The organism is Bradyrhizobium sp. 199 (assembly GCF_023073355.1).
Classification (GTDB): Bacteria; Pseudomonadota; Alphaproteobacteria; order Rhizobiales; family Xanthobacteraceae; genus Bradyrhizobium.
This window is the reverse complement of sequence record NZ_JADPJI010000012.1, coordinates 58,549-77,554: the sequence shown is the minus strand read 5'-3', so window position 1 is coordinate 77,554 and position 19,006 is coordinate 58,549. Positions and strand designations below refer to the sequence as shown.

13 protein-coding genes and 1 tRNA gene are annotated in these 19,006 nt (G+C 60.9%); 6 read left to right on the top strand and 8 right to left on the bottom strand.

The genetic code is table 11. The annotated features are described in order from the left end of the window. Window positions 1–523 precede the first annotated feature (523 nt). Window positions 524–946 carry a response regulator gene (locus IVB28_RS29340; RefSeq protein WP_247531023.1) on the bottom strand — a complete coding sequence of 141 codons (423 nt, stop codon included), beginning with the start codon at window positions 944–946 and terminating at the stop codon, window positions 524–526. 774 nt (window positions 947–1,720) lie between these two features. Here IVB28_RS29340 and IVB28_RS29335 point away from each other — a divergent pair. The 3 genes from IVB28_RS29335 (at window position 1,721) to IVB28_RS29325 (ending at window position 3,293) form a co-directional block, all read left to right on the top strand. Further along, window positions 1,721–2,419 (top strand): Crp/Fnr family transcriptional regulator, encoded by a 699-nt coding sequence (locus IVB28_RS29335; RefSeq protein ID WP_247531022.1) that lies wholly within the window; start codon window positions 1,721–1,723, stop codon window positions 2,417–2,419. A 148-nt stretch (window positions 2,420–2,567) separates the two neighbouring features. Beyond that, window positions 2,568–2,945 carry an Hpt domain-containing protein gene (locus IVB28_RS29330; RefSeq protein WP_247531020.1) on the top strand — a complete coding sequence of 126 codons (378 nt, stop codon included), beginning with the start codon at window positions 2,568–2,570 and terminating at the stop codon, window positions 2,943–2,945. A 99-nt stretch (window positions 2,946–3,044) separates the two neighbouring features. Next, a complete protein-coding gene (locus IVB28_RS29325; protein ID WP_247531019.1) occupies window positions 3,045–3,293 on the top strand; it encodes a hypothetical protein in 249 nt (82 codons plus the stop codon). An 81-nt stretch (window positions 3,294–3,374) separates the two neighbouring features. Here the strand turns inward: IVB28_RS29325 and IVB28_RS29320 are convergent, their stop codons facing one another. Continuing rightward, window positions 3,375–3,998: a helix-turn-helix transcriptional regulator gene (locus IVB28_RS29320; protein ID WP_247531018.1), complete on the bottom strand. Its 624-nt coding sequence runs from the start codon at window positions 3,996–3,998 to the stop codon at window positions 3,375–3,377. 330 nt (window positions 3,999–4,328) lie between these two features. Between IVB28_RS29320 and IVB28_RS29315 the strand changes: the two genes are divergently transcribed. After that, a complete protein-coding gene (locus IVB28_RS29315) occupies window positions 4,329–5,492 on the top strand; it encodes a hypothetical protein (protein ID WP_247531017.1) in 1,164 nt (387 codons plus the stop codon). 457 nt (window positions 5,493–5,949) lie between these two features. After that, complete coding sequence (locus IVB28_RS29310) at window positions 5,950–7,158, top strand: EAL domain-containing response regulator (protein WP_247531016.1); 1,209 nt, start codon at window positions 5,950–5,952, stop codon at window positions 7,156–7,158. A 95-nt stretch (window positions 7,159–7,253) separates the two neighbouring features. Here the strand turns inward: IVB28_RS29310 and IVB28_RS29305 are convergent, their stop codons facing one another. Continuing rightward, window positions 7,254–8,108, bottom strand: a complete 855-nt coding sequence (locus IVB28_RS29305) for an NAD(P)H-dependent oxidoreductase (protein WP_247531015.1) — start codon at window positions 8,106–8,108, stop codon at window positions 7,254–7,256. Between the two features lie 94 nt (window positions 8,109–8,202). On the opposite strand from IVB28_RS29305, the gene IVB28_RS29300 reads away from it, so the two are divergent. After that, window positions 8,203–9,138 carry a LysR family transcriptional regulator gene (locus tag IVB28_RS29300; RefSeq protein WP_247531014.1) on the top strand — a complete coding sequence of 312 codons (936 nt, stop codon included), beginning with the start codon at window positions 8,203–8,205 and terminating at the stop codon, window positions 9,136–9,138. Window positions 9,139–9,177: 39 nt separating this feature from the next. On the opposite strand, the gene IVB28_RS29295 is transcribed toward IVB28_RS29300, so the two are convergent. The 5 genes from IVB28_RS29295 to IVB28_RS29275 all read right to left on the bottom strand — a co-directional run bounded on the left by IVB28_RS29295 (window position 9,178) and on the right by IVB28_RS29275 (window position 18,991). Continuing rightward, complete coding sequence (locus tag IVB28_RS29295; RefSeq protein ID WP_247531013.1) at window positions 9,178–10,038, bottom strand: DMT family transporter; 861 nt, start codon at window positions 10,036–10,038, stop codon at window positions 9,178–9,180. Window positions 10,039–10,642: 604 nt separating this feature from the next. Then, window positions 10,643–11,263, bottom strand: coding sequence for a hypothetical protein (locus tag IVB28_RS29290; protein ID WP_247531012.1), 621 nt, complete (start codon window positions 11,261–11,263; stop codon window positions 10,643–10,645). A gap of 8 nt (window positions 11,264–11,271) precedes the next feature. Further along, window positions 11,272–16,566, bottom strand: a complete 5,295-nt coding sequence (locus IVB28_RS29285) for a type ISP restriction/modification enzyme (protein WP_247531011.1) — start codon at window positions 16,564–16,566, stop codon at window positions 11,272–11,274. A gap of 560 nt (window positions 16,567–17,126) precedes the next feature. Next, window positions 17,127–17,216 (bottom strand) — tRNA-Ser (locus IVB28_RS29280). A gap of 635 nt (window positions 17,217–17,851) precedes the next feature. Continuing rightward, on the bottom strand, window positions 17,852–18,991 hold the full coding sequence (locus tag IVB28_RS29275; RefSeq protein ID WP_247531010.1) for an ROK family protein: 1,140 nt from the start codon (window positions 18,989–18,991) through the stop codon (window positions 17,852–17,854). Between the last annotated feature and the right edge of the window lie 15 nt (window positions 18,992–19,006).

Genomic DNA, 19,006 nt, shown 5'->3' with positions numbered 1-19,006 from the left:
CGTTGTTCGGCTCCTGCTCGAACTTCACCAGCTGATTGTCAACGGTGTCCAGGCTCTCGCTGGTCTCCGTCAGAAACTCCCGCAACAGATCATCCATGAGCTACGCCTTACTGACCTGGGCCGAAACTCGACGCCTGAGCCACCCTTGGCACGGACGGACGCCCAATCCTGGATCGTTAGACATCCCCTTTCACAGTCCCGTTAATTTCATCCTCCGTGCTACTACTGATATTGAAGAGAAGTTTGCGGTTCGACTGCATGCTGGAGTGCTTTGCGGCAAAACCCAGTTCGCGCCACAACGGAGGCGGCGCGCAAGGTAAACGGGCCGGTAACGCAAGGGCGGGGTACGCGGGAAAATCCTGCTCGTGAAGAACGATAGAGACGGCTGGCAGGGCGATGGACCGAGCCGCCCGCAACCGGCGACGCTCTCGAGGCCCGCGCTTTTTGGTGTTGCCGCGATCTGCGCGGTCCGCGCATGAGGTAAACGAATCCTTACTCCGTTGCCACCGCGACTCGTGCCGCGCTAACCGAGCCGCGCGGCCGCGGCAATGTCGCCGTCGGGGCGATGCTCCGCCAGGCAATCGTTGATGGCGGTGAGCAGCGCGTGCGGCGTGAACGGCTTGCGCAGACAGCGTGCGGCCCCGAGCTCCAGCGCCATCCGGAGGAAATCGGGAGCGGGCGAATTCAGATTGGCGAAGGCGTAGCCCGACATCGCAATCAGCGGAACGACAGGCGCCCGCTCGTGGAAGATTCGGATCGATTCGAACCCGCGCATGTGCGGCATGAAGATGTCGATGATCATCAGATCGAACCGCTCGTGTTCGAGGGCCCGCAGTCCGGCCTCACCTCCGCCGGCGATCGTCACCCGAAAATTGTTACGCTTGAGATAGATCTCAATGGCCATGCAAACCATCGGGTCGTCGTCGACAACGAGAAGATGGCGCAGACCTTCCCTCCCCGCTTGAGCTTCCTGTTTCGGCGATTCAATCATTGAACCGTGAGGCACGCCTTTCTCCCTTGCTCGAGAAGTGGACGGTCGCAAACGTCGGTGGCGAAGTGGGGAAGATGATGGACGCTGAATCTGCGGCCACACGGCGCCATGGTTCGGAGCGATGTTGGAGAACTGTAGGCGCTCGTCCCGACAACGAGGCTGCGCGGGTCGCGCCGGCGTCCGATGGACGCGCGGATGCAATGCTTCCAGCTCATGAAAGCCCCCTGGTCGCTTTCGCCTGCGCAACCCTCGCAGGACGGGCGCGCGTGCTCAAAAGCGAATCAGCGTGCCATTCTCATTTCCGCCGCAATGCATTACCCTGTCTGCCCCTCAACGGGTATATGGAAGGAGACACAACCTGCGTAACACCTCGGCTACCCCGCAGCTGGATGACGAACCGGAGGCGGCGTCGATCACATTGAACGCGCCGGACTGCTGCAAATGCTCGACGCGGCCGATCTGAATCTGCTGCGTCCTCATCTCGCTACCGTCGAAATGGTCAGGGGACCTGTCTTGGGTGACCTGATAGATGTCCTGCGGCGATGAGTGTGGCACGATCATCTGGATGCAGACGTGCACACCGATGTTGCAGCCGGCATCACCCGCGGTCCGGACATCTTGTCCCAATTGCTAAAATATCCCGACAGGAAGATGATGGAACTTACCTGGACAGTAAGTTTCGCGTGCTGCGACGCGCTGGCCAGGACACGGGAGGCAGCTTTGGAAACGATGGTGCGCCCATCCAACGGTTTCCTGTCGGCACTGCCGGCGAACGATTATGAATTGATCCGCCTGCACCTGCGAACAGTTGACCTGCCCCATGACGCGGTGCTGGTCGAGACCGGCGAGACACTGAAACGGGCTTACTTTCCTCATCGCGGCGTTATCTCGCTGGTGGTGAAGCTCGACAAAGGCGAGCATGTGCAGGTCGCCATGATCGGCCGCGACAGCCTGCTCGGGACACTCTCGACCATGGGCGATGCGTGCGCGTTGAACACCGCCACCGTGCTGGTGCCGGGCCTTGCGTCGGTGATGGATCTCGACCGGCTGCACATTGCCGCCGACCAGAGCAGCACCCTGCGCACGCTGCTGACGCGCCATGGGCTCGCGGTTTACGCCCAGGTCCAGCAGACCGCGGGCTGCAACGCTGCCCACCCGGTGGAGGCACGGCTGTCGCGCTGCCTGTTGCACACGCATGATTTGTCGGGCGACTTCCGGCTGCTGCTGACCCAGGAGGCATTGGCGCAGATGATCGGGGCGCGGCGCAACAGCGTGTCGCTGGTCGCCAATACATTGCAACAGGCCGATTTCATCCATTACAGCCGCGGACACATCCAGATCGTCAACCTCGACGGGCTGCGCGAGACGGCGTGCGAATGTTACGCCACCGTGAAGGCCCAGTACGACCGGCTGCTCGGCGCGCATTGACCGCCGCTCGCATGGTAAACCGCCGGGTAATCCCGGTCCGCAAACACCGCATGTCCTGCTACCGGAACTGAAATTCGAATGCCGTAGACACGGCGGGCCCTCGCGCCGGGTGTGCCGCGCGACAATGATCCGTGATCAAGGCAAGGCCATGTTTGAAGTCACCGCCGCGCCCGCGCAGAAGGCGCCCGAGGCCGAACCCGCGCGCGAGCCGCGCGCGTACGAAGCACTGGTGCGCGAGATCGGCGAAGATGGCGCCTGCGAAGTGCGCGACGTGTTTTGGAGCGGGACCTGCGCGCGCCTGCAATCGTTCCGCACGCTCTCGCTCGCGCAGCACCACGCCAGGATCGCGCGCGAGGCGCATTCGCTGAAGAGCGCGGCCGGGACGTTCGGCTATGTCAGGCTCGCGGCGCTGGCGCTGATGCTGGAGAAGACCGCGGAGAGGCTCGGCGACGTCGAATTCCGCGAGCTCCTGGACCTGATGGATGCCGCCTATGCCGCCGCGCGCGCCCAGGAGCCGCCGCGCTAACTACTCGCGCGTGCATTCCCGCCGTACTTCTACGGTTTGCGATTTTTAGAGATGGCTAATCATAGATGGTGATAGTCGCGGGAAACCAGGAGGGTTTCCATGTTCACCTACGAGACCGCGGACCAGAAGGAGGTTCGCCGCTTCCGCATCGCACAGTTCAACGGCCGGACGACGACGGTGAAGGCTGGCGAGTCGACGGTGACCGGCTTTGTGCGTTCGGTGCTGGAGCAGGAATCGAGCATGCCTCCCCGCTGGACCATCACGATCATCCCGAACGGCCCGAAAGAAGAGATCAAGCCGCTGCGCCCCACCTCGCGCGCGCGTCCCTTCGCTGAAGACTATTTCTGAGCGCGATCCGGTTTCCAGAGTTCTCGGGAGATATCTCGAGCCTTTGTCCGCACCGCCAGCCGGCGGTTCAACCGGCCGGCCTCAGTCGATTGAATGCAGCAGTGCCGCACGGACGAGATCCGCGGTGTTGCGCGCACCGAGCTTGCGCATCGCCTCGGCACGATGGCTCTCGAACGTGCGCGGACTGATCTGCATCCGAAGCGCGCCCTGCTTGTTCGAATAACCTTCGCTGATCAGCCGCAGCACCTCGCGCTCGCGCTTGGTCAGCCGCTTCTGGCCCGACAGGCCGAGAAGTTCGGCGCTCGGCACGCGCTGGGCTTGCTGTACGCGGACGGCCTTCGATCCTGCGTCCTCGGCACTAGACGGGATCGACACGCCACCCTTGTGAGGACCGGCAAGCTGCTTGACCAGGCCGCAAACGCGCTCGGTCTGTGCCAGCGCGTTTTCGACCACCCGCTGCAAATAGGCACGGTCGCCTGACACGGGCGCGAGTTGATCGCTGTGATGCTTGATCTCGCCCATGTAGAGCAGCAGCGCAGTCAGGGGGCCGTTGAGCTCGCGGGCAATGGCAGCGGCCATTTCGTCGGCCGCCTTGGCCCGGGCGGCGCTCAGGCAGACGAAATCGAGCTCTTCGATTGGAGCAGCGCTGCTTTCGTACCATGCCGACGGCCGCGAATCGGTGGCCGTATCATTCTGTGACCCCATGTCACTCATTTAGCGGAACAGGGCGCGATCTGTGGTTAACTTTCTGCTCCGTAAGACTACGGTGATTCCGGCAGTTTTGCGCTAAAATGGCGACGTCGGCACAATTTGTGCTTGCGCCGCGCGGAATTCGGTCCCGCAGGGTTGAGTTCTGCTGACGAGTTAAGAAAACGAGCCGAAAATTCCTTAATGGCTGCCTTTCGCCCGAAGCGCCTCCCGGCTTTTACGGAATAATTAACGGCGACTTGCTTCTCTTAGGGGGTTGAGAGCGCGCAAATGCCTCCACGCATTGGGCCCGCATGCCCGCGGGACACGCTGCGAAAGACTGCGTGCATGGACGAGATCGATCGGCTGTCGGAATTCCTGCAGAGGCTGACGCCGCTGTCGCGCAGCTGTCTGCTCAGTGAGCTGGAGCGGCTCGAGCTGTGCGGCATCGACATGCCGGGCTTGACCGACGTCCTGTCCCGCTTGCGCGCCGAGTTTCGCAAGGACGGCGCGAACCAGGCGCGCGCCACCAGTCCATCGCGCTATTTCTTCGCGCCGCTCGAGCTGTTCCTGATCGACGGCGCGCCCGAGCACGCCAATATGGGGCGGATTTCGCGCAACACCCTCACTCCGATCTGGGAGTGGATCTGCCGCGACCTGCTGCCGACCATGGCACGCGACTACATCAAGGCGATCGGCGACCAGGTTGCCGCCAACAATCCGAAGGAAGTCCTGAAGATCGCATCGACCTTCCAGACCAAGGTCGTCAAGGTCCTCGAGAGCACCTTCGCTTCGGGGCAGAGCGCCGAATTAGCGCGTGCCAAGCTCGCGCAGTACACCGCGTCGCGCAGCGCCTTCGACGACGTCAGGAAGATGCAGCATGTGCTGCGCGCCGGCGCTGCGCTGCCGAAATTCAACGAAAAGCTGCCTGAAAAAATCACAAGATTCGATGACGGCAAGGTCACCCAGATCACCGCCCAACTCGACGCCTTCAAGAAGGCTCATCCCGAGGCACTGCCCTTCGCGTTGACGCTGGTCGCGAGGCGCCTTGCGACGCCCTGGCAATTGGTGCGTCTCGCCACCAAGCCCGCAGCGAGCAAGAGCCCTGCCGACGTCGCCGCCGCGCCCTATGCCTGCGTCGTTCCCATGGTGCTCGACCGGCTCGATGACAAGCGCCTCGCGCTTCGCATCGCGCTCCGGCACAACCGGGTGCTGGTCGCCCGCGACCTGCTCACCGAGATCTACGACACCGAATATGCACTTAAGGTGCGCATCGACGGCATCGAAGCCAGCGAATGGGGCATCCGGCTCCAGCAACTGATGGACGCGATCGCGGCGCTGGTGTCTGCCGAGGTGAGCCGCTTCCCTTCCAATGTCGGCCACATTCTCGGCTCTCGCCGGCTCCGCAGCCACGACACGCTCGGCGGCAAGCTGTCTTATCTGGCCTGGAAGGGACGCGACGCGGTGCAGGACGGCGCAGCGGCGATACGCAAATTGATCGGGCAGACCTGATATCGCGCGGCGCGCTTTAGTGCACGCGCGGGAGGCACAGGAAGCGATCGAGAAATCGCCCTGACATCACGGTTCTGAACCACCAATACATCATTCGCCGCGTCGTCATTGTCGTGATCCTCGACAGCCCACCACCGGCTGTGCCGAGCAATAGCGCAAGTGCAGCCACCCGCATGTGATCCGCTTCACATTCGCGGCCGCGGGCCAAAAGTCGCATTGCCTCCGCCGGCCGACGAGCAGGACGCACTTACATCGCGCGAGAGACATTTGTAGGCGCTGGCAATCGTTGTGCGTGCGGCGCTCGAATATGCAAATTCTTTTCGAACAGACTGTCTAAGATTTAGCTCGAATTGCAGGGCTTAACGTTACTCAGATAATTCAAGAACGATGTGAAGCTCTCCTTATTTGAACCCACGCTCGCCGTTTATGAAACCGTCACGAACGGGAGTGGTGTACGATGAACGACGGGATGATTGAACTCGTCGGACGAAGGCCTGTGACCTTCGGACGACGAAAGGTAACGCCGCGCGCCTGCGTGGCCGATAGCAAGCGGCATCTGCGCGCGTTTCTCAGCGAGGTGCTGGAGGATCTCGGCTTCGTCACCAGCGAATGCGCCAGTGCGGACCAACTGCAGACCGTGCTCGCCACCGACCTGCCGGACCTGATCCTGCTCGGCGTCGCCACCGACGGCATCGAGCCCGGCAGATTTCTCGAAATACTGGTGCGCGAGGCTTTTGCCGGCAAGGTTCTGGCCGTCGGCGCTCGTGAGTCGATCATCGTCAGGGCCGTGCAGCAGGTCGGCGAGGAATATGGTCTGACCATGCTGCCGCCGCTGACCACGCCCTTTGCCGCGGAAACGCTGCGCGAGCGCGTCGCCATGCTGCTGCCGGAGGAGCCGGCGCCGAGCCCGGCCGTGCATGTCGGCGAGGCCCTGCATGCCGGCTGGCTCGAGCTCTGGTACCAGCCCAAGGTCGACGCGCGCACGCTGGTCCGCAGCGGCGCCGAGGCGCTGGTGCGGATGCGGCATCCGACCTGGGGCGTGGTGCCGCCGGCCTATTTCATTCCGGAGCCGCACGATCCGCATTTGCGCGACCTGTCGGAGTTCGTGATCGAGCGCGCCATGCAGGACTGGCACTATCTTCTGGAGCAACAAAGCCCGATCGATTTGTCGATCAATCTTCCCGCGTCCTATCTCATGGAGCCAGAGGCGGTGCGCGACCTCTGCCGCAGCGTGCCGGCGCATCCGGCCTTCGGCGAGCTGACGGTCGAGATCGACAGCGAGGAGGCGATCCGCGACCTCGGTCACCTCACCGAGGTCGCGCGCGAGGTCGGCCTGCACAATATCGGCCTGTCGATCGACAATCTCGGCGCCAACTGGCCGGCGCTGATGGGCCTCGACAAGATTCCCTTCGTCAAGCTGAAGGCCGACCGGCAATTCGTCACCGGCAGCGGCAACGATCGGCTCAAGCGCACGGTGTGCCGCCATATCGTCGAGCTGGCGCAGAGTTATGGCGCGCGCACCGTGGCCCAGGGGGTCGAGAGCCGCTCAGATCTCGTTGCGGCCAACGAGCTCGGCTTCGACCTCGTGCAGGGCTTTCTGTTCGGCAAGCCGATGCCGCTGAAGAAGTTTGCGCGGAGCACGCTGACGCGGACGGTGATGGAGTAAGTTCGTTGGGCGCCGCTCGCGATCGGGGCCGGTCTCTTGCGCGGGTACTTCGAAGACCCTGCAATCCCGGCCCGCCGCGCGCGGGTGTCGTTAGACTAAACCGTTGCCGCGCCGACATCCCTTGCCGACGGCGTGGGGCTCCCCTCATCAATTGCGCTGCGCGCCTCGGTCCGCCCGACGTGAAGCGCGAAACCGCTGGCCCCCGGGGACTCGAGCCCGGCGCGGAGCTGCATGCTCGGAATCAGGTAGTCGCCGCCATTTTGGCGCCGATAGGCAATCGGCGAGGTCGTCGCAAGCGTTCTCATCCTCTCGCGCAAACGTTCAGCTATCGCCCGGAAGCCGCCCTCGTCGAGCTTGTCGGCCTTGTAGACGACGAACGGCGGAAGCACGTCATATCCGGGATAATAGAGAATGCCGTGATTGATCGGGAACAGCAGATCATCGATTGGCCCGTTGATCCCGCGGGCCGAATAATGCTCCTGCCAGCCGCCGGCCGTCACGATCAGCATCGCGCGTTTGCCCGCGAGCCGACCCTCGCCATAGCGGTCACCCCAACGCTTCTCGCTGTGCTCGCCGACACCGTATGCGAAACCGTAGGCGAACACGCGGTCGACCCAGCCCTTGAGGATCGCCGGCATGCTGAACCACCAGAGCGGAAACAGCAGGATCAGGACATCCGCCCACAGCAGCTTCTCGATCTCGGCTTTGACATCTGCAGTCAGTGTGCCGGCCTCGAACGCCTGCCTGGAGGCCGCGGCGGGCGCAAGCCGCGCGTCGGCCGGCAACGACGGAAAGTCGGCGCGGTCGACGTCGGGCTTCCAACCTTGGGCGTAGAGGTCTGACACCCGCACCTCGTGGCCCTGGGCCTCGAGCTCTCTGACGGCGACATCGCGGAGCGAGCCGCTGAGCGAGCGTCGTTCGGGATGAGCGTAGACGATCAAGACTTTCATGATCAGCACCATTGGTTGATGATTTCCGCGCATGAGCTAGCGCGACGGATCGCAATTCGGTAGACGTCGCCAACGGATAGGATTGTGCCGAAAAATGGATGGACCGGAGGTTACGCTCGAGCGCATGCGCAGCTTCGTGCGGGTCGCCGAGCGGGGAAGCCTGTCCGCGGTCGCACGCGAGCTTGGTCTCGGCCAATCGACGGTGACACGGCACATCCGGGAACTGGAGCAAGCCGTCGGCGTGCCGCTGCTCACCCGGACCACGCGCAGTGTGACGATGACGGAAGAGGGTCGCCGCTATTACGCCGACTGTGTGCAGATTCTGCGCCTGATCGAGCAGGCGCGCGACGAGGCGCGCAGCACGCGCGGTGCAGCCGCCGGAACGGTACGCGCCTCCTGCACCGCGGCGTTCGGCGTGCTCCATGTCAGCCGGCTCATCTTCGCCTTCCAGGACCGCTATCCGGAGGTGGCGGTGGATCTCAGCCTGACGGACGAGCGGATCGACCTTGTGCGGGAAGGTGTCGACGTCGCGCTCCGCCTGGGCCCGCTCGCCGAGAGTTCGATGAAGCTCAAGCCGCTTGGCCAGTCGCGGCGGGTGCTCGTGGCCTCACCCGATTATCTGGCCCTGCGCGGCAGGCCCGCGCGCCCGCAAGACCTCGCCCAGCATGAGGGGATCAGGATGTCCAACATCGCCGGCAGCGATTTGCTCGTGCTGCACGGACGTCGCGGCGGCCGCCATGCGGTGCCATTTGGCGGGCGGTTGCGCGTGGACCACGGGCTTGCCGCACGCGAGGCGCTCGCGGCGGGCCGCGGTATTGCGCCCGCGCATCTCTGGCTCGTCGAGGACCTTCTCGCCGCCGGCAAGCTCGAGATCGTGCTTCCGGAATATTCGCCGCCGCCCGTTCCGCTGAACATGCTGATCGTGCCGGAGCGGTCCGGCATCGCCCGGGTGCGGCTGCTGGTCGACTTCCTGGCCGAGCAGATCGGGCGGATGCCCGGGATCGACAGGCCGGGCAGGAAGACGACGTAGCCGCGCGCTCTCAACACCCAACGCGCGATCTGACCACAGTCACGCATACCGCCGCGCGAAGTACACGCAGGCGACCACGAGCGCGGTCGCCGCGATCATGCTCCAGGCGACGGGTTCGTGCAGAAGCAGGCCCGCGAGCGCAAGACCGAAGAACGGCTGCAGCTGTTGCAACTGGCCGACGCGCGCGATGCCGCCGAGCGCGAGGCCGCGGTACCAGAAGATGAAGCCGACGAACATGCTGAAGATCGAGACGTAAGCGAGCCCGATCCAGGCGGGCACGCTGACGCCGCTCCAGTCCGGCGGCCAGGTCCATAGCGCGAGCGGCACCATCAGCGGCAGCGCAAGCAGCAGCGCCCAGGAGATCACCTGCCAGCCGCCGAGCCGGCGCGACAGCGCGGCGCCTTCGGCATAGCCGAGGCCGCACAGCACGATGGCGGCGACCATCAGCAGATCGCCGGTGAGCGAGGCCGATCCGTCGCCGGTCAAGGCAAAGCCGGCCACCGTGGCGCTGCCGAGACCAGCGAACAGCCAGAACAGCGGCTGCGGCCGCTCGCCGCCGCGCAGCACGGCGAAGATCGCTGTCGACAATGGCAGCAAGCCGATGAAGACGATCGAACGTGCCGAGGTGATGTGCTGGAGCGCGAGCGCGGTCAGAAGGGGGAAGCCGACCACGACGCCGATGGCGACGATGGTGAGGGAGGCAAGATCCTTGCGCTGCGGCCGCGCCTGCCGCAGCAGGCCGAGCACGGCAAGACCGATCAGCGCGGCGATGACCGCGCGCGCCGACGTCAGGAACAGCGCCGAGAAGCCGCCGACGGCCACGCGCGTCGCCGGCAGCGAGCCGCTGAAGATGATGACGCCGAGAAGCCCGTTGCCCCAGCCGCTGCCGGAAGATTGCATGTCCGTCTCGCTTGTTCGGTGACGACGATCGGCCTTCCGTGAAGCCAGCCGGCGCGTGACGATCAAGTCCCATGTCTTCGGCGACCGGACAACACAAAAGCGCGAAAACAACCCCATGCACAGTAGCCGGCAGCTGCAAGATCAATGACTTACACGATGCGGAATCGGGTGACACGTCGGGCAGAGTTCAAGAGCAAGACGAGTCAAGAATCATAAGTTTGGCTCGCTGCCGGGCGTATGCCGTGCCGGCCGGCAGAATGGGGCACGATCGGTTGTGGCGATTTCGAATGACGTCTCCGGTCATTTGCGCCGTCGGGCAAAACAGGAGCATACTGTCATCATTGCAGGAGGTTCTGATCGGCAGGGTTCTCGTCCTTGAAGGCGACCGAGTTGCGCAGTCGACGCTGGTTGGGCTTTTGTTTGCCCTGACGTTCGCCACCGGACACTGCCAGTTTAATGCATCGGCACCGTAACTCATTGGTACGCAATGGCAGGGGCGTGGGCGCCGCGCCGCGCTTAAAATTGTGAACGTTGTAGTTGCCGCTCCACTTAGAGGCAGGGCCCCCGCGGAGTGTTTCACTAGGCGGCCGCCTTCTGCCGTCAATTAATCTTTGGGATCCCAGTGGAGCGTAACGGCCTTGTGCCGGACATGAAAGTCCATCCCTGATGCCGCGTGCTGATGAGTCGAGAAGAATAGGAGCGGGTTTCCGCAACTCGATTCTTCGGTTGTCACGCTCGCATTCCGAGCCTCTAATTCTACGCGCCACTTCTTCAACATCGCCTTGGCATTCTGGTTGTAGCAATAAACCAATATTTCGCCCTGGTCCTGTCCCGTTACTCCAGTGGAATATCTTGTCGACAGCTGTTGGAAGCCCTTATCTAGCCAAGCGTAATCACTATGCTCTTTCGCTTCAGCAAGCCACAAGAATAGATCCCTTCCCTTTATGACAATGTCACAATGCCCGCCAACGTCGTCATCGTGGGCAGCTTGGAAGCCAGCCATCTTCAGCATAGAGCAAATCTCAAGCGTAATCGCATCCTCCCCAAGCTTCTGCTTCTTATGCTTATTCTGCTCCAATTCGCTGCAGGCGAAGTCGACACCTTTTCGAACAGCTTCGACACGGGCATCATGGTCTTGGGCAAGGGCATAATCGAGAGCGGCACCTTGAGCCGTGCCTTGAAACAAAATGCGCAGGTCCGCGACAGTCAATTCGGGCTTGCTCATTGCTTGGCTCATCTGAACAACTCAGTTGCCACCTCGAAGATCGGGACAACCTGATGTGATGCGTTTTCGAACTCAGTCCTCGTGACAGGATGAACAACGGTGTCGAGTGTTAGGACGCGCCTGAAGTCTTCCGACGAGAGCCTGTGCCGATCGCCGCTCTTGTCCAGCAGCTCGCCACCGGAACGGAGTATCGCAAACTCTGACTGAACAAGGATTGCGAGGGCTGTGACAATATCGCCCGATAGCTCCTGCTTACCGAGTATACGGAGAATGTCGCCCACGCGCAGTGTGTTTCCGTGGGAAGCGGAAAGGGTTGAGATTCCGTCCACGATGGCAAGTGCGATAGAAGCCGCGGAGACATCGCCCCAGTGTCGCTTGATATCGCTTTTTATTCTGTCAATATTTCGTATGGCGTCAGGGCGAGCTTCCGCGTCGGCAAACCCCAGACTAGGCAAGCTCCGCACGATTTTCATAGTTTCAAGGCTGACGGTGATCATCTGCCTAAATAGCAACAACGGGTACGCCGGATCGCCGATCGTCTCAATAGCGTAGCGGTTGGCATCGTTTATGATGCCGCTCACCTTATCGGTGCTCACGCACTGTCGTTCCATCACCCATTCGAGTGCGGGCTTACCGTTCACAACGTAGTCGTAAGCTGCGAGGGGTATGTTCGTCATGGTGATATTGGCGTTGTAGATCACCGTGCTTTTCTCTGCATCGTTACGCTTGCCGCCAAATTTCATCTGGTCGACGTGATAGAATCGCTCAGGATTTGGAATATTCGTTAGCCGTAAGTCTCCCTGGGCTATGATGACGGGATAGGGCTCGACACCATCAAAGTTGAGGTGGAGCGCTCCCAGCGCGCGTCCTGCATCGGAGAACGCGCGAAAGTCCGCGACGAGCGGCAGACGCGGGTGCACTTTTTGAAGGTCAGAACGAAATCGTGACCGGTACTCAGGCGAATGTAGGAGCCCGTAGACGCACCAGAATATATCTTCTTTGGTAATCGTCGGATCACCGTAGTGACTCTGGAACAAAGCCAGTGCCCATTCCGAAATCCCGTCTTTGCGGATGTACTGGTCGGATGCATCCGCGCCAAAAAGGTCGGCGTTATCGTTATCTCGCTCCTCGAAGAAATGAAGCGGATAGCACATGCCCGTATCGGTGAGGTGCATACTCGGCACCTGATCGGTAACAAGGCAGGAAAAGCCCTTTCGGTCCGTCACACCAGTGCAGGAGATAACGATGTTTCGATGATTGGCGGTCGGGAACATCCGCTTGGTTAGATTGACCATTTCATTTAGGCGACGGTCGAAATACATGAATTGTCGGCCGAACGGCCGATGGGCTGCCGCCACTATACTTTGAGGATTGAAGACAATCGTCTTTCCTCGTTGGGCGTCCTTTTTAAGCGCTCTTGACCAGCTAATGCGTTTCGGGTCACTCGAAACTACGTCTTCAAGCGCAGGCCACTCCTCCTTCGGCAAACCTTCGCAAGCCTTACGATACTTTTCGCATTCACCGTTGAACGCAGCGATCAGGCTTCGCGCTGAGGCTTCGACGGCAGGGATTGAACTGTTGTAAACCCAGGGGTCGCGATTGGTAACGACACCATATGAGTTAGAACTGAATATCGATCGAGCATTCTCGCCATCTCGTTCGGCCAACGGTAGAAATCTCTGAAACACTGGATCACGTTGATTGATCCAGTCACCGCTCTCATTGGGCACAATTCGAGACCAAGTGATGCCGGAGGCTGAACGACGCTCAGCTATTATCTTGAGTTTGTCTTCCCGACTCAGGTAGTCGCCGATATCGTAATAGAACACTTCGCCGGTCGATGGCGTTGCAGGGTTTTTAACCATCAACGTAATAGCGACGGGCGTCCGCGAACCTGAACCGAAAACTTTTCCACCTTCGCGTCGCGACGCTTCTCCTGACGTTCTTTGGTCACCGCGCAGATCGAAGACAAAGAGGTGACTGAACTCGCCGGCTAAGGATTTCCGTAGCCCATCCATATTCTTTGCGTCGATGAACGAGCCGTTGGTTACGAACCCAATTATGCCTCTGTCCTTGATTCGATCCGAGGCCCACCGAATGGCACGGACGTAGGAGTCATAGTTGCTCTTGGCGAGCTTAGAGTTAGATGCTCTCGCATAGGTGTCACGTATGCGGCCGTCTAAGCCCGGGTATTCAATGTTCTTATTGTTCTCGTTCTCGCTGTCTTGTTGTCCGGAATAGGGTGGGTTGCCGAATACCACCTGAATGTCGAGCGCCTTCTGACGAGTGCGGCGATTGCTGTTGTCGGCCATAAGCTCACTAATGAGGTCACGCTTCTGCTCGTAGAGCTGGAAGGTATCAGTGAGGCAGATGCCTTCGAATGGAACATACTCTCCGCCAGCTACTCCATGATAAGCGGCTTCAATATTGATTGCGGCGATGTAGTAGGCCAGCAAGACGATTTCATTGGCATGGATCTCGCTACGATACTTGTGTGTCAGCTCATCGATTCTGATGAGGTCTGATTGCAGTAGACGGGTTATGAAAGTGCCGGTGCCCGTGAACGGGTCAATGATGTGAACGCCTTTACTTCCGAGCGTCTGACCGAACTCGGATTGAAGTATTTCGGCGACTGACCGGATAATGAAGTCAACGATCTCGATAGGAGTATAGACGATCCCGAGGCGCTCAGTCATCTTGGGGAAGGCGTTGCGGAAGAATTTGTCATACAGTTCGACGATGATCTTCTGCTTGGCTTCAGATCGGTCAATACCTGAGGCGCGGCGCTTCACGCTCTCGTAGAATTTGTCGAGACTCTCTGTCTCCTTCTCAAGGTGGTGTTCATGCAAGGCTTCTAGGACTGCCTGCATAGCTTTTGAAACAGGGTTGTGCTGCGCGAAGCTGTATCCCTCGAACAGCGCCTCAAAGACGGGGCGCGTAATGAGGTGCTGAGCTAGCATCTCGATCGCTTCAGCCTCGGAGATACTGTCATTGAGATCATCCCTTATCTCCGCAAGGAATCTCTCAAAGGCCGCGCGCTCGGGCGATCCCGGCTTTTCAACCAAGCCGGTAATGCGAGTAATGTGGGTCTGGGCAATCTTGGCGATGTCAGTCGCCCAATCCTCCCAATAGTCGCGCCGTCCGCACTTCTTGACGATTTTGGCCATGATGGCTTTGGAGAACTCGTCAAAGAAGAAGGCGCCCTGGACAGGATCAGTGCGCTTGAGCTCGACCTGATCGCGGTCGTCGCCCTCGGCAAAGCCGCCGTAACCTATATCGGGTCTGGCATCTCTGCCATCCTTCCGGGCTGGAAGCTTATTGCTGACAGCGATGACCTCAATGTGGTCGGACACGTCCACGCCGAGATCGGCCTTGTTTATCATCGCGTCGAACCGCTCGTCGTGGGAGCGGAGTGCGTTCAGAATTTGCCAGACTACTCGGTATCGCTCGTTATCGTTTAACGCTTCTTCCGGCGTCACGCCTGTCGGCACACCGATCGGCAGGATTACGTAACCCAGGTTCTTGCCAAGCGCGCGGCGCATGACGCGCCCCACGGACTGCACCACGTCGATTTGCGATTTGCGCGGATGCATGAACAAGACAGCGTCGAGTGTGGGGACGTCTACGCCTTCGGACAGGCACCGAGCATTGGTGAGGATGCGGCAGACACGACCGCTGTGTTCCTCCTTCAACCAATCCAAAAGTCGAGTGCGCGCCTTGGCGTTGAAAGTGCCATCTACATGCTCAAGCTGGCATTCCAGCGGCGTAGCGTCGCCCTCGGCTTCCTTGCCTTCATCCGAGGATAAATACTCGGAGATGACGGCAGCAAATTCGCTTTGCACTAGCTTGGAGGCAGCGATGTCCTTGCAGAAGGCGAGAGCCCGCTTCATCGGCTGGGGGTCGGTTAGCAATTCGCTCGTCAGGCCATGCTTGGTCAGTGCCTTGTAGCAGCCGATAATTTTAGTGGCGTCATCCAGCTTCAGTTCTGACGTCCCATCGGCAAGCCTATTCTGCACGCCTCCGCTGACCATCTGCTCGTCGACGGCCAGCACCATGACCTTATAGTCGGCGAGCAAGCCGTTTTCGACGGCCCAGCCGAAGCCGCGAGTAAACAGGGTTTTGCCGTAAAGGCTCTCGTCGTCCATGGAACAAAGGACCGCGGAGGCTTCATTTGCCTTGCTCTTGACCGCATCCCCGAACACGCGAGGAGTGGCGGTCATGTACAGGCGCTTTCGGCCTGCAATAACGTCATGGTTGTGGATTTTGACGAAGTTGCTTTCATCGTCGCCGGCCAGTGTCGCGCCCGTCGTTCGATGTGCCTCATCGCAAATAATGAGGTCGAATGCCGGCAAGCCATGCCACTTCTGGGCATCCGCGATGACCTGTATGGACTGATAAGTCGCGAAGACGACCGTCATCTTTTCTGGGATCGCCTCGGCCGCGCTTCGTGCCAGCCAGGGCGCACTCGTGGTGGCCGGGAAGGCGAGGTCCAGCACGTCAACCTCGGCAATGTCGTCATTGCTTTGACGGCGCTTTCCAACCTGAGTATCGGAGCACACCGCGAAGGACCGCAAAGGGGTGTCGGTATCAGCGGTCCATTCCCGAACGGTCTGCGACATAAGGGCGAGCGACGGTACAAGGAAAAGGACGCTCTTGCCCGCACCTGCAAGCTCTTCGGCGATTTTCAGACTAGTGAAGGTTTTGCCGGTGCCGCAGGCCATGATGAGCTTGCCGCGATCAGCTTCGGTGAGGCCGATGCGCACAGCTGCCAGCGCGTCCCTCTGGTGCGGAAGAGGCTTCTTCTTGTCTGCCAGCACAACCTCGCCTCGGTGAGCGAAGGTTTCCCAGCGTATTGGACTCTCCTGCATCTCGGAGAGATTGATCCGGAGCACTGGGATAGCTTGTCCCCGGATCATAGTCTCGGCGTTTTCGCTCCAAGATCTTTCGGTGCTGTCAATGATGACGCGCCGCTTAAATGGTGGCTTGCCGGAAGCCGAGATGAAGCTGTCAATGTCTTCTTTCCGGATGCGGTAAGAGGGATCGTAGAACTTGCATTGGATCGCAGCGAAGCCTTCTTCATCCCGCAGCTTCGCAACCAGATCGATACCCGTGTCGCGGCCATCCCAGCCGTTGGTCGTTGCCCAGTCGCTAAAGGTTTCGACTCGTTCATACTGCTCGAACTGAACAGGATCATGGACGAGATAGGCGATGGCGAATCGTTCGAAGTATGTGCCCTTGTCGCGCTCGGTGCGGGCCGCATCGCGGTAAGATTGCAAGAGCGACTGCAACGTCTGCTCGACCATATACCCCCCTACGGGTCCCAGAACGCGCCAGGATCAGCCAGCTTCGTTCGATAATATTCTGCTCAGCAACCGTCCGCTGTGCAGACGATTCTCCGCGACCTCGAATCGCGTCCGATGTTGTTTCATAGCTCGCTGATGCGCGTTGTGGATAGTCGGCCTGTCGATCGGCGACGGCATTAAAGGAACCGGACGCCTGACGAGACCCTAACATCATGCGACTTCCGAAGCGGCCGAGGCAACCACTGCTGGTCTTGGATTTCTGAGACACTGAGAGTTCTCCGCCTGCAGAAAACGGGAAAAGGGCCAAGTTTCTGGCCAATCTGCAGCTCTCGGTACGAGACGATTCTAGTGGGCTGGCGGAGCGAGAAGGATTCGAACCCTTGGTACGGCTCGCAAAGCCATTGCCAAAGTGAGCTCTGGAGAATTCCAGCCCGGTTCTGCCGGGCAATGGCTATTCTTGGATACCAGAGAATCTGTGACGGGAAACCATCATCCAAAACCCCGATACTTTCGGCGAAAGAAGCCAGGTGCAAGCCACTAACGGCATCATCCAGACTGCTTGGCGGAGAGGGAGGGATTCGAACCCCCGATAGGCTTGCACCTATGCCGCATTTCGAGTGCGGTGCATTCAACCACTCTGCCACCTCTCCTGAAGGCGCCAAGGCCAGGAGCTGGGCCCCTGTGGTTGGGGCGTTAATAGGCGAGGATGGCGGGCCAGACAAGGCTGGGAGGGCGAAAATCCGCTGCCTGTTGCGTCCCGCCTGCCCCTTCCCGGCACGAACGCGAGGGAAAAGGCGGTCCGATTGACGGTTTGACGCGTTTTTCTCGGGCGCGAGGCGTCCGCTTCGACAACCCCAATGCGGAGACACCCTCTCCCCAACCCTCTCCCGCATCCGCCTTCGCCCGAAGGCGGGCTTCGGCGAGACAAGCACGGAGAGGGGGCGCAGCGCCGTCGGAGCGGGCGTTGAGGCTCATTGCATGTCTAAAAAAACGGGGTGGGACCGCCAGACGCGGTAAACACTGGCGGTCCCGGTGCCGCTCATTGAAATACTGGCTGGGAAGGGCGGCTTCGCCGGCCAGGTGAGGCGACGATTCGACCGTAGCGTGCGGGGGGCGCGCCGCAACGCAATCCGGTCCTTAACCTAACCGGTCAAGGTTACTCTGGGGCCTGTGCTCTCCGAAGGGGGACCGAAACCCCTCACCCGAATTGCATCTTCGATGCAATTCGACCTCTCCCTTCGGGAGAGGTGAATGGGCCGCGCTGCCATCGATTGAACCTCGAACGCTAGTCGCCCTTCTTGCTGTCCTTGTCCTTTTTCTTCCCGTTCTCCGCGGAGTCCTTGTCCTTGCCGTTGCCACCGTCCTTGCGGCGGTTGGTGAAGCGGGCATTGCCGAGCCCGGTGCCGATGGTGAGCACGCCCCAGCGATCGACGTCCTGCATGAACGGCACTTCGGAGAGGCCCTGAACCACGCCGTCATTGTGCATCAGGATCGCGGTGTCGTGCTCGCCGATCTCGGGGACGCCCTCGATCAGGCTCGCCGGCAGGTTGAACTTGCTGCTCTCCCAATTGCCGGGCAGGTTCTGCGCGCCCTTCTCGATCGAGCCGTCGGCGTTGATCACGCCGGGACAGGCGATGCCGATGAACGGCGCCAGCTTGTAGCCTTCCTCCTCGGCCTCGGCGATCAGCCCCTTCAGCATCTTCGTGAGCCGCTTCACCGCGCCTTCGCGCGTCGGCTCGTCATCGGCATGGCGCCACAGCTCGGACTTCACGACCTTCGCCTTCGACAGGTCCTTTGCCTTCTTCCAGCCCGTCTCGACCAGGCCGCAGCGGATATTGGTGCCCCCGATGTCGACCGCGAGGATGCTGTCATGGGCCTCGAAGATCCAGGACGGCGCCAGATGCAGCGCGCCGATCAGGCCGGCTTCATCGGGATGATGGCGGATCGGCAGCATGTCGATCTTGAAATCCTCGGCCTTGAGGATGATCTCGGTGCGCGCAATCGCGAGCTCGCCAAGCCGGGAATCGCGAAATCCGCCGCCGACCACGATGCGCTCGGTCTTGGCCCAGGCCTTGGACTTCAGGAAGCGGCGCGTGACATAAGCGAGCTCCTGGGCGAAGTCCTCGATGGCACTATGCACCACCGCCCAGGCCTCGGTGTCGTCGCCGACCAGGATGGCATCCAGCGTCTTCTTGCTGATCTCGTCCGACGGCTCCTTGCCGAACGGATCCTCGCCGGACTTGCGCAGCGGCTTGCGCCAGCGCTCGAGGATATCGCGAAACGCGCCCTTGCTGGCGCGGTCGCCGATGAACCCGTCCTCATCCTTCATCTCGATGTTGAAGCTGTCGATATCCACCGACGGCAACCGCTCCGCGCCGTGATGGGCGATGCCCGTCGTCGTCTTGACCAGTTCGTCCGCCGCCATGAATGACCCCTTGCC

Coding starts and splice junctions, on each gene's coding strand:
- IVB28_RS29335 (WP_247531022.1), top strand. CDS start 1,721: ATGGTGCGCCCATCCAACGGTTTCCTGTCGGCACTGCCGGCGAACGAT.
- IVB28_RS29330 (WP_247531020.1), top strand. CDS start 2,568: ATGTTTGAAGTCACCGCCGCGCCCGCGCAGAAGGCGCCCGAGGCCGAA.
- IVB28_RS29325 (WP_247531019.1), top strand. CDS start 3,045: ATGTTCACCTACGAGACCGCGGACCAGAAGGAGGTTCGCCGCTTCCGC.
- IVB28_RS29320 (WP_247531018.1), bottom strand. CDS start 3,998: ATGGGGTCACAGAATGATACGGCCACCGATTCGCGGCCGTCGGCATGG.
- IVB28_RS29315 (WP_247531017.1), top strand. CDS start 4,329: ATGGACGAGATCGATCGGCTGTCGGAATTCCTGCAGAGGCTGACGCCG.
- IVB28_RS29310 (WP_247531016.1), top strand. CDS start 5,950: ATGAACGACGGGATGATTGAACTCGTCGGACGAAGGCCTGTGACCTTC.
- IVB28_RS29305 (WP_247531015.1), bottom strand. CDS start 8,108: ATGAAAGTCTTGATCGTCTACGCTCATCCCGAACGACGCTCGCTCAGC.
- IVB28_RS29300 (WP_247531014.1), top strand. CDS start 8,203: ATGGATGGACCGGAGGTTACGCTCGAGCGCATGCGCAGCTTCGTGCGG.
- IVB28_RS29295 (WP_247531013.1), bottom strand. CDS start 10,038: ATGCAATCTTCCGGCAGCGGCTGGGGCAACGGGCTTCTCGGCGTCATC.
- IVB28_RS29290 (WP_247531012.1), bottom strand. CDS start 11,263: ATGAGCAAGCCCGAATTGACTGTCGCGGACCTGCGCATTTTGTTTCAA.
- IVB28_RS29285 (WP_247531011.1), bottom strand. CDS start 16,566: ATGGTCGAGCAGACGTTGCAGTCGCTCTTGCAATCTTACCGCGATGCG.
- IVB28_RS29275 (WP_247531010.1), bottom strand. CDS start 18,991: ATGGCGGCGGACGAACTGGTCAAGACGACGACGGGCATCGCCCATCAC.